14 protein-coding genes are annotated in these 13,110 nt (G+C 71.3%); 9 read left to right on the top strand and 5 right to left on the bottom strand.

Annotated elements, in window-relative coordinates; translation table 11 throughout:
- Positions 1-10: 10 nt before the first annotated feature.
- Both mshA and ACIA8F_RS34455 read left to right on the top strand, forming a co-directional pair.
- A complete protein-coding gene (gene mshA, locus ACIA8F_RS34450) occupies positions 11-1,399 on the top strand; it encodes a D-inositol-3-phosphate glycosyltransferase (RefSeq protein ID WP_399384814.1) in 1,389 nt (462 codons plus the stop codon).
- Positions 1,392-1,886, top strand: a complete 495-nt coding sequence (locus tag ACIA8F_RS34455; protein ID WP_399384816.1) for a YbjN domain-containing protein — start codon at positions 1,392-1,394, stop codon at positions 1,884-1,886. Before mshA ends, ACIA8F_RS34455 begins: the two co-directional genes overlap by 8 nt.
- An 18-nt stretch (positions 1,887-1,904) precedes the next feature.
- Here ACIA8F_RS34455 and ACIA8F_RS34460 read toward each other — a convergent pair whose 3' ends face one another.
- The gene (locus tag ACIA8F_RS34460) at positions 1,905-3,233 is read right to left on the bottom strand and encodes an MDR family MFS transporter (RefSeq protein ID WP_399384817.1); all 1,329 of its coding nucleotides are present in this window, start codon (positions 3,231-3,233) and stop codon (positions 1,905-1,907) included.
- Positions 3,234-3,396: 163 nt separating this feature from the next.
- On the opposite strand from ACIA8F_RS34460, the gene ACIA8F_RS34465 reads away from it, so the two are divergent.
- The gene (locus tag ACIA8F_RS34465) at positions 3,397-4,155 is read left to right on the top strand and encodes a phosphoglyceromutase (RefSeq protein ID WP_399384819.1); all 759 of its coding nucleotides are present in this window, start codon (positions 3,397-3,399) and stop codon (positions 4,153-4,155) included.
- A 98-nt stretch (positions 4,156-4,253) separates the two neighbouring features.
- On the opposite strand, the gene ACIA8F_RS34470 is transcribed toward ACIA8F_RS34465, so the two are convergent.
- The 3 genes from ACIA8F_RS34470 to phoU form a co-directional block, all read right to left on the bottom strand.
- Positions 4,254-4,817 (bottom strand): dihydrofolate reductase family protein, encoded by a 564-nt coding sequence (locus tag ACIA8F_RS34470; RefSeq protein ID WP_399384820.1) that lies wholly within the window; start codon positions 4,815-4,817, stop codon positions 4,254-4,256.
- A 203-nt stretch (positions 4,818-5,020) separates the two neighbouring features.
- Positions 5,021-5,173 carry a hypothetical protein gene (locus tag ACIA8F_RS34475; protein ID WP_243339483.1) on the bottom strand — a complete coding sequence of 51 codons (153 nt, stop codon included), beginning with the start codon at positions 5,171-5,173 and terminating at the stop codon, positions 5,021-5,023.
- A 164-nt stretch (positions 5,174-5,337) separates the two neighbouring features.
- Positions 5,338-6,015: a phosphate signaling complex protein PhoU gene (phoU, locus tag ACIA8F_RS34480; RefSeq protein WP_030858619.1), complete on the bottom strand. Its 678-nt coding sequence runs from the start codon at positions 6,013-6,015 to the stop codon at positions 5,338-5,340.
- A gap of 235 nt (positions 6,016-6,250) precedes the next feature.
- Here phoU and ACIA8F_RS34485 point away from each other — a divergent pair, with 235 nt between their 5' ends.
- Entirely contained in the window at positions 6,251-7,495 is a 1,245-nt protein-coding gene (locus ACIA8F_RS34485; protein ID WP_274548321.1) for a cell wall metabolism sensor histidine kinase WalK, read from the top strand.
- Complete coding sequence (locus tag ACIA8F_RS34490) at positions 7,492-8,172, top strand: response regulator transcription factor (protein ID WP_007265514.1); 681 nt, start codon at positions 7,492-7,494, stop codon at positions 8,170-8,172. The genes ACIA8F_RS34485 and ACIA8F_RS34490 overlap by 4 nt, the downstream gene beginning before the upstream one ends.
- Positions 8,173-8,289: 117 nt before the next feature.
- Here the strand turns inward: ACIA8F_RS34490 and ACIA8F_RS34495 are convergent, their stop codons facing one another.
- A complete protein-coding gene (locus ACIA8F_RS34495) occupies positions 8,290-8,946 on the bottom strand; it encodes a DUF461 domain-containing protein (protein WP_399384822.1) in 657 nt (218 codons plus the stop codon).
- Positions 8,947-9,581: 635 nt separating this feature from the next.
- Between ACIA8F_RS34495 and ACIA8F_RS34500 the strand changes: the two genes are divergently transcribed.
- From ACIA8F_RS34500 to cysS, 4 genes are all read left to right on the top strand, one after another.
- On the top strand, positions 9,582-10,064 hold the full coding sequence (locus tag ACIA8F_RS34500; protein ID WP_003953493.1) for a CarD family transcriptional regulator: 483 nt from the start codon (positions 9,582-9,584) through the stop codon (positions 10,062-10,064).
- Positions 10,065-10,314: 250 nt separating this feature from the next.
- A complete protein-coding gene (gene ispD / locus ACIA8F_RS34505; RefSeq protein ID WP_399384824.1) occupies positions 10,315-11,076 on the top strand; it encodes a 2-C-methyl-D-erythritol 4-phosphate cytidylyltransferase in 762 nt (253 codons plus the stop codon).
- Positions 11,066-11,587, top strand: a complete 522-nt coding sequence (gene ispF / locus ACIA8F_RS34510) for a 2-C-methyl-D-erythritol 2,4-cyclodiphosphate synthase (RefSeq protein ID WP_399384826.1) — start codon at positions 11,066-11,068, stop codon at positions 11,585-11,587. The genes ispD and ispF overlap by 11 nt, the downstream gene beginning before the upstream one ends.
- Before the next feature lie 105 nt (positions 11,588-11,692).
- Entirely contained in the window at positions 11,693-13,093 is a 1,401-nt protein-coding gene (cysS, locus tag ACIA8F_RS34515) for a cysteine--tRNA ligase (RefSeq protein WP_399384828.1), read from the top strand.
- Positions 13,094-13,110: the final 17 nt, after the last annotated feature.

The raw sequence follows: 13,110 nt of genomic DNA on the forward strand, positions 1-13,110 counted from the left end.
AACTGCTCCCTTGAGCCAGTACGTGTCCCGCATCGGCGGCAGCATCGGCGGCCGCTTCTCCGCGGCCCGTTCCGGCACCCGCCACGAGCCGCCCCGCCTGCGCCTGCCCGCCGCGGTCGGCGGCCACCGCAAACCGCGCCGCGTCGCCATGCTCAGCGTGCACACCTCACCGCTGCACCAGCCGGGCACCGGCGACGCCGGCGGGATGAACGTCTACATCGTGGAGCTGGCCCGGCGCCTCGCCGCGATCAACATCGAGGTCGAGATCTTCACCCGGGCCACCACCGGCGGCCTGCCGCCCGTGGTCGAGCTCGCGCCCGGAGTCCTCGTACGGCACGTGGACGCGGGCCCGTACGAGGGTCTCGCCAAGGAAGAGCTGCCGGCCCAGCTGTGCGCCTTCACCCACGGGGTCATGCAGGCCTGGGCCGGACACCGCCCCGGCTACTACGACCTGGTCCACTCCCACTACTGGCTCTCCGGCCACGTCGGCTGGCTCGCCGCCGAGCGCTGGGGCGTCCCGCTCGTGCACGCCATGCACACCATGGCCAAGGTCAAGAACGCGGCGCTCGCCGAGGGCGACACCCCCGAGCCCGCCGCCCGGGTCATCGGCGAGACGCAGATCGTCGACGCCGCCGACCGGCTCATCGCGAACACCGCCGAGGAAGCCGACGAGCTGGTCCGCCACTACGCGGCCGACCCCGGCAAGGTCGCCGTCGTCCACCCCGGCGTGAACCTGGAACGCTTCACCGTCGGCGACGGCCGCGCCGCCGCCCGCGCCCGCCTCGGGCTGCCGCAGGACGCCGTCATCCCGCTCTTCGCGGGCCGCATCCAGCCGCTCAAGGCCCCCGACATCCTGCTGCGGGCCGTCGCGGAGCTGGTCGACCGGGAGCCGGGGCTGCGCGCCCGGCTGTTCGTGCCCGTCGTCGGCGGGCCGAGCGGCAGCGGGCTCGCGAAGCCCGAGGGGCTGCAGAAGCTCGCCGCGAAGCTCGGCATCGCGGACCTCGTGCACTTCCACCCCCCGGTGGCGCAGGACGCGCTCGCGGACTGGTTCCGGGCGGCGTCCGTGCTGGTCATGCCCTCGTACAACGAGTCCTTCGGGCTGGTCGCCATAGAGGCGCAGGCCACCGGCACGCCGGTGCTGGCCGCGGCCGTCGGCGGGCTGCCCGTCGCCGTCAAGGACGGGGTGACGGGCATCCTCGTACCCGGCCACGATCCGGTGGACTACGCCCGTCAGCTACGGCGCTTCGTGGACGAGCCGGGGCTGTCGGACCGGATGGGCGCGGCGGCCGCGCGGCACGCGCAGTTCTTCGGCTGGGACACCGCCGCGAGCGGCACCGCGGACGTGTACACGGGGGCGATGCACGATCACCGCCGTCACGTACGCTCCCACCATGGCTGACGCTGAGCACCGCAGGATCATCGAAGCGACGCTGACCGGCGCGGAACTGAGCTGGGAGAGCCCGGCGCCGGGCTCGTACGTGGTCCAGCTCCCCGGCACCCGCAAGCTGAGCACCACCTGCTCGCTCAAGGCCGGGAAGCACTCCCTGTCGGTCAACGCCTTCGTGATCCGCCACCCGGACGAGAACGAGGCCGGCGTCCACCGGTGGCTGCTGGAGCGCAACCTCAAGCTCTACGGCATGGCCTACGCGGTGGACGCGCTCGGCGACGTCTACCTGACGGCCCGCCTCCCCCTCTCGGTGATCACCCCCGACGACCTCGACCGGCTCCTCGGCACGGTCCTGGAGGCCGCGGACGGGGCCTTCAACACCCTGCTGGAGCTGGGTTTCGCGAGCGCGATCCGGCGGGAGTACGAATGGCGGGTCTCGCGGGGCGAGTCCACGCGCAACCTGGACGCCTTCAAGAACCTGACGCAGCCGTCGGGCTGACACGGTCCAGCTCCGCCCTCAGACCCCGGCGGCATCAGGGGTGACGGCCGCCGCCGGGGCGGGCACCGCCGAGACCGGCTCCGCCGCGCCGGCGGCTCGGGGGGAGGCGCCCGTTCCCGTGCCCGTCCCCGTCCCCGGCTCCCCGGCAGGGAGCCCCCGCATCAGCAGCCAGTAGCCCGCCGCGGCCACCGTCCCCAGCACCGCCGTCGCACCCCACAGCCAGGCCGCGCCGAAGTGCTCGATCGCGAAGCCCGCCATCAGCGGCGCGATCAGCGAGGCCACCGCCCACGACATCGTGTACATGCCCTGGTAGCGGCCGCGCCCGTGCGTCGGGGAGAGCCGCGCGACCAGGCCCATCTGGGTCGGGGAGTTGACGATCTCGGCCAGCGTCCACACGCAGACGGTCAGCGCCAGGCTCCACACCGAACCGCCGAAGGCCGTCAGCCCGAACCCGTACCCGGCCAGCAGCGCCGAGATCACCAGCAGCTTCTGCGGATCTCGGTGCTCGATGAACCGGGTGACCGGGATCTGCAGCACCACGATCAGCACGCCGTTCACGGCGGAGACCAGCCCGTAGTCGACGGTGGAGAACCCGGCCGCGCCCATCGCCAGCGGCAGCCCGAACGAGCCCTGCATGAAGATCAACGAGATCAGGAACGACAGCCCGACCACCCCCATGAACCGCCCGTCCCGCAGCACCGTCCCCAGCCCGATCTCCGGCTCGGCGGCCGCCTTCTCCGCCGCCGTCCGCTCCGGCCGGGACTCCGGCAGCTTGAGGTAGACGAGCACCGCGCAGAGCAGCGTCAGGGCCGCCTCGCCGAGGAACCCGGCCAGGTAGCTGTACTCCGCGACGAAGCCCGCCACGGTCGAACTGACGGCGAAGCCGAGGTTGATGGCCCAGTAGTTCAGCGCGAAGGCCCGTACCCGGTCCTGCGGACGGACGATGTCGGCCATCATCGCCTGCACCGCCGGCCGCGAGGCATTGGAGGTCATGCCGACCAGCAGCGCCACCGCCGCGATCGCCGCCGGATGCTCCATGAACCCGAGCAGCGCCACCGAGAACGCGGTCGACGCCTGCGCCGCCATCAGCGTGGGCCGCCGGCCCAGCCGGTCCGTGAGCACCCCGGCGACCAGCGAGGACACCACACCGCCGAGCCCGTGGAGAGCCACCACAAGTCCCACGAAGGAGGCCGAATAGCCCCGCTCCAGGGTCAGGTACAAGGTCATGAATGTGGCGACGAAGGCCCCGAGCCTGTTGACCAGCGTGCTCGTCCAGAGCCACCAGAACTCCCGGGGCAGACCCGCCACGCTCTCGCGGGCCGCCCGCCTCAGACTGGCAACGGACATACGGAATCCCCCCGAGATGTAAGCGTCCCTCTACTCGTTCGGACCCTACGGACAGCAGTCGTCCGGAGCCACTGGATTGACGGCCGGCGTCAATCGGGGGACCGTCCCGCATGCCGTACACACCGCGCGCGAGGGGGCGGGTGTGTCCATTAGGCTCGTACGCATGGCCGACGCACCGTACAAGCTGATCCTCCTCCGCCACGGCGAGAGCGAATGGAACGCGAAGAACCTGTTCACCGGCTGGGTGGACGTCAATCTCAACGAGAAGGGCGAGAAGGAGGCAGTCCGCGGTGGCGAACTCCTGAAGGACGCCGGACTTCTCCCCGACGTGGTTCACACGTCCCTCCAGAAGCGTGCGATCCGCACCTCCCAGCTCGCGCTGGAGGCCGCCGACCGCCACTGGATCCCCGTCCACCGCTCCTGGCGCCTGAACGAGCGCCACTACGGCGCCCTCCAGGGCAAGGACAAGGCCCAGACCCTCGCCGAGTTCGGCGAGGAGCAGTTCATGCTGTGGCGCCGCTCGTACGACACCCCGCCGCCGGCGCTCGAAGACGGCACGGAGTTCTCGCAGTCCGGTGACCCGCGCTACGCCTCCATCCCGCCGGAGCTGCGCCCGCGCACGGAGTGCCTCAAGGACGTCGTCGTCCGCATGCTCCCGTACTGGTACGACTCGATCGTCCCGGACCTGCTGGACGGCCACACCGTCCTGGTCGCCGCGCACGGCAACTCCCTGCGCGCGCTGGTCAAGCACCTCGACGGGGTCTCCGACGCCGACATCGCGGGCCTGAACATCCCGACCGGCATCCCGCTCTCCTACGAGCTGGACGCCGACTTCAAGCCCCTCAACCCGGGCGGCACCTACCTCGACCCGGACGCCGCGGCGGCCGCCATCGAGGCCGTCAAGAACCAGGGCAAGAAGTAACAGCCACGGCGGTCATGCCCCCGGCCCGCGCACACGGTGCGGGCCGGGGGCATTCGTCTGTCCTGCGCCCGTCCTGCGCCCGGGCGCAGGACGGGCGCTCAGCGCCTCGTCGCGTACCTGGTCAGGAGCACGCCGCCGGGAAGCGTCCGGGTCTCCACCAGGCTGAGGTCCACCCGGGTGTCCAGCGCCGTGAAGAACGGCGTGCCGCCGCCCACCAGGACCGGCACGGTGGCCAGTACGTACTCGTCGATCAGCCCGGCCCGCATGGCCGCCCCGGCGAGCTTCGCACCGCCGATGTCTACGGGGCCGCCGTCCTCGGCCTTGAGCCGGGCGATCTCGGCGACCGCGTCGCCGGTGACCAGGCGGGTGTTCCAGTCGACCTCCTCGATCGTCGAGGAGAACACCACCTTCGGCATGTCCCGCCAGCGGCGCGCGAACTCGCTCTCCGCCGGGGTGGCGCCGGGCCGCTGGTCGCCGGTCGGCCAGTGGGAGCTCATCGTCTGCCACAGCCTGCGCCCGTACAGCGTCAGCTCGGTGGCCTGCAACTGGTCGGACCAGAACCGGAACAGCTCGTCGCTCGGCACGCCCCAGCCGATGTCGTCGCCGGGCGCGGCGATGTAGCCGTCCAGGGACACGTTCATGCCGTAGATCAGTTTCCTCATGGCGCCAGCCTTCCGTGCGTCGGTCTCCGGCGGACAGACCGGCGCGGCGGGGGAAACTCATCGGTGCGCGATCCGGGCCCCGCCCGACCGGTCCCGTCCGGCCGGCGCTGCCCTGCCGCCCCCGCCGGTCACCGCACGCGAAGGGCCCCGGCCGACGGTTGTCGGACGGGGCCCTTCGCTCACGGATGACCAGGCGGGCGGCCTCAGCCGCCGCACTGGCAGGGGGCGCCGGACTGGCAGCCGCAGCCGCAGCCCGAGCCGCAGCCGCAGGCCGCGAGCAGGGGCAAACGCAGGCGCAGGCCCTCCGGGGGCTGCGCTTCCTGCTCCGGGGTGATGGGGACGGGGGAATCGGGCATGGATCCTCCTCGTAGGCGTTGTGCCTTCGCCTCATTCATGCCCAGCCCGGCCCCCGCGTCAACGGCGCATTGGGGGCTCGTTGTTGATCCAGCCCCGGCTCCCTCACCTGTCACGGCCCCGGCTCCCGCACCGGCCCGGCCCCGGGCGTCGGCCCGGTCCCGGGTCAGACGCCTTCGACCTGCGTGGGGGCCTGGAGCTCGTCGGCGTGCTCGCCCGTCACCAGGTAGACCACGCGCTTGGCGACCGACACCGCGTGGTCCGCGAAGCGCTCGTAGTAGCGGCCCAGCAGGGTCACGTCGACCGCCGTCTCGATGCCGTGCTTCCAGCGGTCGTCCATCAGGTGCTGGAACAGCGTGCGGTGCAGCTGGTCCATCTCGTCGTCGTCCTGCTCCAGCTGGAGCGCCAGGTCGACGTCCTTCGTGATGATGACCTCGGCCGCCTTCGCCATCAGCCGCTGCGCGAGCTGCCCCATCTCCAGGATGGTCGCGTGCAGGTCGCGCGGGACCGCCGTGTCCGGGAAGCGGAGCCGGGCGAGCTTGGCCACGTGCTGCGCCAGGTCGCCGGAGCGCTCCAGGTCGGCGCTCATGCGCAGCGAGGTGACGACGATGCGCAGGTCGGTGGCGACCGGCTGCTGGCGCGCGAGCAGCGCGATGGCACGGGCCTCCAGGTCGTGCTGGAGGTCGTCCACTTTCTGGTCGGCGGCGATGACGCTCTCGGCGAGCTTCAGGTCGGCGTCGAGCATGGAGGTCGTGGCCCGCCCGATGGCGGAGCCGACCAGCCGGGCCATTTCGACCAGGCCTTCACCGATCGAGTCCAGTTCCTCGTGGTACGCGTCACGCATGTCTCGTGTCCCTCTCTCGACCTACTACGACCTACTACTGCCTACTGCAAGTACTGCCCGGAAGCGGGCCGGTGCGGCCATCGGCCCCACGTTGCCACGGTGACCCCCGAACGCGACCGACTCCGGCATCCCAAGTGAATCAGCACGGTCGTCAGGGTGAACTCTGGGCGACGACTGTTCGAGCTGCCACCCGAACGGCTGTGGAAGTGTCCTCCGGCCTGCTTAACCTGGAGTCATGGACGTGAACGCGGCGGTCGCCGCAGCTGCAGCGATCGCCGGTCTTTGCACCGGTGTGATCGCGATGCTGGCGTTCCGCTGGAGCGAGCGCGACCAAGCCCGCCCCACCCGGAGCTCCATGCGCCCCGACATCAACGCGGTGCTCCCACCCGGAGTGGACACCGTCCTCTCCGTACTCCGCTCCTCCGCCGTCGTGCTCGACGAGGGGGACGCGGTGGTCAAGGCCAGCTCGGCGGCATATGCCCTCGGCCTGGTCCGCGGCGGCAAGCTCGCCGTGGAACCCATGCTCCACATGGCCCGCGACACCCGGCGCGACGGGGAGATACGCCAGGTCGAGCTCGACCTGCCCCGGCGCGGCACCGGCCGCGGCGAGGCGCTCGCCGTCTCGGCGCGCGTCGCCCCGCTCGGCTCCCGCCTCGTGCTCCTCCTCGTGGAGGACCTCACCGAGGCCCGCCGCATCGAGGCCGTCCGCCGCGACTTCGTCGCGAACGTCTCGCACGAGCTCAAGACCCCGGTCGGCGCGATCTCCCTGCTCTCCGAGGCCGTCATGGACGCCTCGGACGACCCCGAGGCCGTGCACCGCTTCGCCGGCCGCATGCAGATCGAGGCCACCCGCCTGATCAACCTCGTACAAGAACTCATCGACCTCTCCCGGGTACAGAACGACGATCCCCTGGAGGACGCGGAGCCCGTCCGCGTGGACACGCTCGTGGCCGAGGCCATAGACCGCTGCCGCCACACGGCCTCCGCGAAACAGATCACCATGGCCGCCGGCGGCACCGCCGACCTGCGGGTATGGGGCAACCGGGGGCAGCTCGCGGCCGCCCTCGGAAACCTGGTCGAGAACGCCGTCAACTACAGCCCCGCCCGCACCCGCGTCGGCATCGCCGCGCGCCGGGTGACCGCGCCGGGTGGAGACTTGATCGAGATAGCCGTGACCGACCAGGGCATCGGCATCCCGGAAAAGGACCGCGAGCGCATCTTCGAACGCTTCTACCGTGTGGACCCGGCCCGCTCCCGCGCCACGGGAGGAACCGGCCTGGGCCTTGCGATCGTGAAGCACGTAGCGGCTTCGCACGGCGGGGAGGTGTCGGTCTGGAGCTCGGAGGGCCAGGGTTCCACGTTCACCCTGCGACTCCCCGAAGCAGCCGCGCCGGCCCCGGCGACGGCCTCCGCACCCGCCCACCCCCAGCTCGAACCTCACACCGCACCAGCCATCCCTGCCCCGGAGGTCCTTCCGTGACCCGAGTGCTCGTCGTCGAGGATGAGGAATCCTTCAGCGACGCCCTGTCCTACATGCTCCGCAAGGAGGGCTTCGAGGTCGCGATCGCCGCGACCGGGCCCGACGGGCTCGACGAGTTCGAGCGCAACGGCGCCGACCTCGTCCTCCTCGACCTGATGCTGCCCGGCCTGCCCGGCACGGAGGTCTGCCGGCAGCTGCGCGGCCGCTCCAACGTCCCCGTGATCATGGTGACCGCCAAGGACAGCGAGATCGACAAGGTCGTCGGGCTGGAGATAGGAGCCGATGACTACGTCACCAAGCCCTTCTCCTCCCGGGAGCTGGTCGCCCGCATCCGCGCGGTCCTGCGCCGCCGCGGCGAGCCGGAAGAGGTCACCCCGGCGGCCCTGGAAGCGGGCCCCGTCCGGATGGACGTCGACCGCCACGTGGTCACCGTCGCCGGAGCCAAGGTGGACCTCCCGCTGAAGGAGTTCGACCTGCTGGAGATGCTGCTGCGCAACGCGGGCCGCGTGCTGACCCGCATGCAGCTCATCGACCGGGTCTGGGGCGCCGACTACGTCGGCGACACCAAGACCCTCGACGTCCACGTGAAGCGCCTGCGCGCCAAGATCGAGCCGGACCCGGGCGCCCCGCGCTACCTGGTCACGGTCCGTGGCCTCGGCTACAAGTTCGAGCCGTAAACCGGCCCGTAAACCGGCCCGTAAACCGGCCCGGAAAACGGACCCGGAACACGGGAACGGCCCCCGTCCGCTCGATGCGGACGGGGGCCGTTCCCGTTGCGTACGGTGCTTCGCGCCTCAGTGACCGGTGGAGGCGGACCCGGAGGGGGATCCCGAGGGGCTGCCCGAGACCGGGGCCGAGGGGGAACCGGAGGGCGAGCCCGAGGGGCTGCCGGAGGGGGAGGCCGCGGGGCTGCCGGACGGGCTGGCACCCGGGACGGCCGGGGCGGCGGTCGGGCCGTAGGCCTCGTACATGCCCGTGGCCGGGACGACGAAGCCGTCGAGCGCGACGTCGCCCGTGGTGCTCAGCTGGAAGACGATCTTCTGGACGTTGCCGTCCACGACGTCCGCGCCGTCCGCGATCAGGGCGGAGGCGTTGCCCGCGCCGCCCAGGACGACGGAGCCGCCGGCCGGGATGACCACCTTGGAGCCGCTGCCCGCGGGCTTCAGCGTCACGACGGCCTTGCCGCCCGGAAGGGTGATGGCGTCGAGCGTCTGCTCCTTGGTGCCGTTGTTGAACACCGTCGCGGAGACCGCGGCCGGGCCCTTCTTGTCCTTCTCCTGGGTGATCACCAGAGCGTTCTGGACCTTGATGTCGCCCTTGGTGACGGCGGCGTTGTCCGGCTTCACCTGGAGGGTCGGCGCGTCGTGACCCGCGGCGCAGGCGCCCAGCGAGACGAGCGAGAAGGCGGCGGCGGTGGCGGCGAGGGCGCCGCGTCGAAGGCTGCGGCTCACGGGGGAGGCAACTCCTTGGACGTACGGAACGGAAGGGTGGACGCCTCGGAGCGGCGAAGTAAAGCCGCTCTAAGGATGTGTCAGCGCGCTTAGGTTACCGAGCCGCCGCCCCGCCCCCGCACCCGACCCTCCGCAGTGTGGAGCCGGGCCCCGGCCGGGCTCCGGCGGGGAACACGCCCCGCCCCCGGCCGGTTCCGCCGCCGCCCCGCCGGGGCCGGGTGATCTTCCATTCGCAAAAGGCCCGCTCGCAAAGGCCGGCGCGGCTCGGGTGATCAATTTCCGGATTTCATCGAACACCGCTCGTGACCGGTGCTCGTGATCAATTCCGGATTGGGCCGGAACGGACCCCGTACGGGTGGCCGCCAGTCGAACGGAGTAGTTCGGTTTCCCACCTTGGAAACCGTCAAAACGGGACGTACGCCACATCGTCGCGCCTCGCGGGCGGGTGTAACGTAGCCGTTTCGCCCGGTCCGCGCAGCCCCTCCGACCTGCGAATACCCCCTTGCGAGAGCCTCCCGCAGCACGTTCCTGTCGCTGTTGTCAAGCCCTGAGATGGGCCCTGACCTGCGAAAACGCCATTCATAACGGTCGATTCTCGTGTTACCCTGGATAGCCACGGAAGGGGTACCTGTCACATGACGTTCAAGGTTGGCGACACCGTGGTCTATCCCCATCACGGGGCCGCGCTGATCGAGGCTATCGAAACTCGCCAGATCAAAGGCGTGGACAAGACCTACTTGGTGCTCAAGGTCGCGCAGGGTGACCTGACTGTTCGCGTACCTGCGGACAACGCGGAGTTCGTGGGCGTTCGCGACGTAGTCGGCCAGGACGGGCTGGACCGGGTCTTCGAGGTGCTTCGTGCACCGTACGCAGAAGAGCCGACGAACTGGTCCCGGCGCTACAAGGCAAATCTGGAAAAGCTCGCTTCTGGCGATGTCATCAAGGTCGCCGAAGTTGTGCGTGACCTGTGGCGTCGTGAGCGTGAGCGTGGGCTCTCCGCCGGTGAGAAGCGCATGCTCGCGAAGGCGCGTCAGATTCTGGTGAGCGAGCTCGCGCTCGCCGAGAACACCAACGAGGACAAGGCCGAGGCCCTCCTCGACGAAGTGCTCGCGTCCTGACGCGATCATTCGTACGCTTGGTTGTACACAGTTGTGCCGCGGTGCCCGATGACAAGGAGACTTGTTGCCGGGCGCTGCGGCATGTCTGGACCCATGCCATCCATGCATGCCACCCATGACCGAACTGGCGTGCCGGGTCCGGGCAGCCGACTCGACCGGTCGTCACGGAAGGGGCGAGGGGCGTCGCACCCGGCACCCTTCAGGCCATACCCATGTCGGCCGAAGTCACAAACCTGGCTCGGAGCTACTGATGTCTGACGAATCGCGCCCCCACCGCACCGCCGCGGTGATCCCGGCCGCCGGCCGCGGGGTCCGTCTCGGCCCGGGCGCCCCCAAGGCCCTGCGGACCCTGGGCGGCACCCCCATGCTCATCCACGCCGTACGCGCCATGGCGCGCTCCCGCGCGGTCGCCCTCGTGGTCGTCGTGGCACCCCCCGACGGCAACGCCACCGCCGAGGTCCGCCGGCTGCTCGACGAGCACGCCCTGCCCGAGCGCACGGAGATCCTGGTCGTCCCCGGCGGGGAGACCCGGCAGGAATCCGTACGCGCCGGCCTGGACGCGCTCCCGGCCGACATCACCTCCGTCCTCATCCACGACGCGGCCCGCCCCCTGGTCCCCGTGGACACCGTCGACTCCGTCGTCGAGGCGGTCCGCAACGGCGCACCCGCCGTCGTCCCCGCCCTGCCGCTGGCCGACACCGTCAAGGAGGTCGAGCCCGGCCCGCCCGGCGAGCCCGAGCCGGTCGTCGCCACCCCCGTACGGGCCCGCCTGCGCGCCGTGCAGACCCCGCAGGGCTTCGACCTCGCCACGCTGCGCCTCGCGCACGAGAAGCTCGCGCAGCTCGCCGTCGACGGCGAGGGCGCCACGGACGACGCCGGCCTGGTGGAGCAGCTCGGCATCACCGTCGTGGCGGTGCCCGGCCACGAAGAGGCCTTCAAGGTCACCCGCCCGCTCGACCTGGTCCTCGCCGAGGCCGTACTCGCCCGCCGGAGGGCCACCGATGCCTACTAGCCCCGCCGCCGCGGGCACCCCCGCGGCCCCCCTGATCCCGCTCGTCGGGATCGGCACCGACGTGCACGCCTTCGAGGCCGGCCGCGAACTGTGGTGCGCCGGCCTGCTCTGGGAGGGCGAGGACGGCCTCGCCGGGCACTCCGACGGGGACGTCGCCGCGCACGCCGCCTGCGACGCCCTCTTCTCCGCCGCCGGCGCCGGCGACCTCGGCGCGCACTTCGGCACCTCCCGCCCCGAGTGGTCAGGCGCCGCCGGTGTCACCCTTCTGGCGGAAGCCGCCCGGATCGTGCGCGCCGAGGGCTTCGAGATCGGGAACATCGCGATCCAGGTGATCGGCGTACGCCCGAAGATCGGCAAGCGGCGCGAAGAGGCGCAGAAGGCGCTCGCCGCAGCGGCGGGCGCCCCCGTCTCCGTCTCGGGCACCACCACCGACGGACTGGGCCTCACCGGCCGCGCCGAAGGCCTCGCCGCCATCGCCACGGCCCTCGTCTACCGGACGAACCGGGCCTAGTACCCCGTACGGATACACCCCTCCCGCACCTCTCCGCCAACAAAGCGGGCCCCGCATACCGAAAGGGTCGCGGGGCACTGCTACAGGCGCACTACCCTGGATGCCGTGACTATTCGCCTGTACGACACCAGCGCCCGGCAGATCCGTGACTTCACCCCGCTCGTTCCGGGCTGTGTCTCGATCTACCTCTGCGGCGCCACCGTGCAGGCGGCTCCGCACATCGGGCACGTCCGCTCGTACCTGAACTTCGACATCGCCCGCCGCTGGTTCGCCCACCGGGGTTACGACGTCACCTTCATCCGCAACGTCACCGACATCGACGACAAGATCATCGGGAAGTCCGCAGAGCAGGGCCGCCCCTGGTGGTCCATCGGGTACGAGAACGAGCGCGCCTTCAACGACGGCTACAACGCGCTGGGCTGCCTCCCGCCCACGTACGAGCCGCGCGCCACCGGCCACGTCCCCGAGATGATCGAGATGATGCGCGGGCTCATCGAGCGCGGCCACGCGTACGAGGCCGACGGCAGCGTCTACTTCGACGTGCGCTCCTTCCCCGGCTACCTGGAGCTGTCGAACCAGAACATCGACGACCTGCGCCAGCCCGCCGAGGAAGGCATCACCGGCAAGCGCGACCCGCGCGACTTCGCCATGTGGAAGGCCTCCAAGCCGGGCGAGCCCGACTGGGAGACCCCGTGGGGCCGCGGCCGTCCCGGCTGGCACCTGGAGTGCTCCGCGATGGCCCACAAGTACCTCGGCAGCGCCTTCGACATCCACGGCGGCGGGCTCGACCTGATCTTCCCGCACCACGAGAACGAGATCGCCCAGGCCAAGGCCTACGGCGACGAGTTCGCGACGTACTGGATGCACAACGCCTGGGTCACCCTCTCCGGCGAGAAGATGTCCAAGTCGCTGGGCAACTCCGTCCTCGTCTCCGAGATGCTCAAGGTCTGGCGCCCGATCGTCCTGCGCTACTACCTGGGCACCCCGCACTACCGCTCGATGATCGAGTACAGCGTGGAGTCCCTGCGCGAGGCCGAGTCCGGCTTCGCGCGCATCGAGGGCTTCATCCAGCGCGTCATCGAGAAGGCCGGCGGCTCCGTCGATCCGGCCGCCGAGGTTCCGCCCGCCTTCGCCGAGGCCATGGACGACGACCTGGGCGTCCCGCAGGCGCTCGCGATCATCCACACCACCGTCCGCCAGGGCAACAGCGCGCTCGCCGACGACGACAAGGACGCGGCCATCGCGCGCCTGTCGGAGGTGCGGGCCATGCTGGGCGTCCTCGGACTCGACCCCCTCGACCCGCACTGGGCCGGCGAGGCGGACCGCGGGGAGGACCTCCACGGAGCCGTGGACACCCTCGTGCGCCTGGTCCTGGAGCAGCGCGAATCGGCGCGCGCCCGCAAGGACTGGGCCACCGCCGACGCCATCCGCGACCAGCTCCAGCAGTCGGGCCTGGTCATCGAGGACAGCCCCACCGGACCCCGATGGACGCTCGGCCCCCGCTGAGCCCACCGGCGCAGTCC

The sequence above is a fragment of the Streptomyces sp. NPDC051563 genome, from assembly GCF_044454225.1.
In the GTDB taxonomy this organism is placed as follows: Bacteria; Actinomycetota; Actinomycetes; order Streptomycetales; family Streptomycetaceae; genus Streptomyces.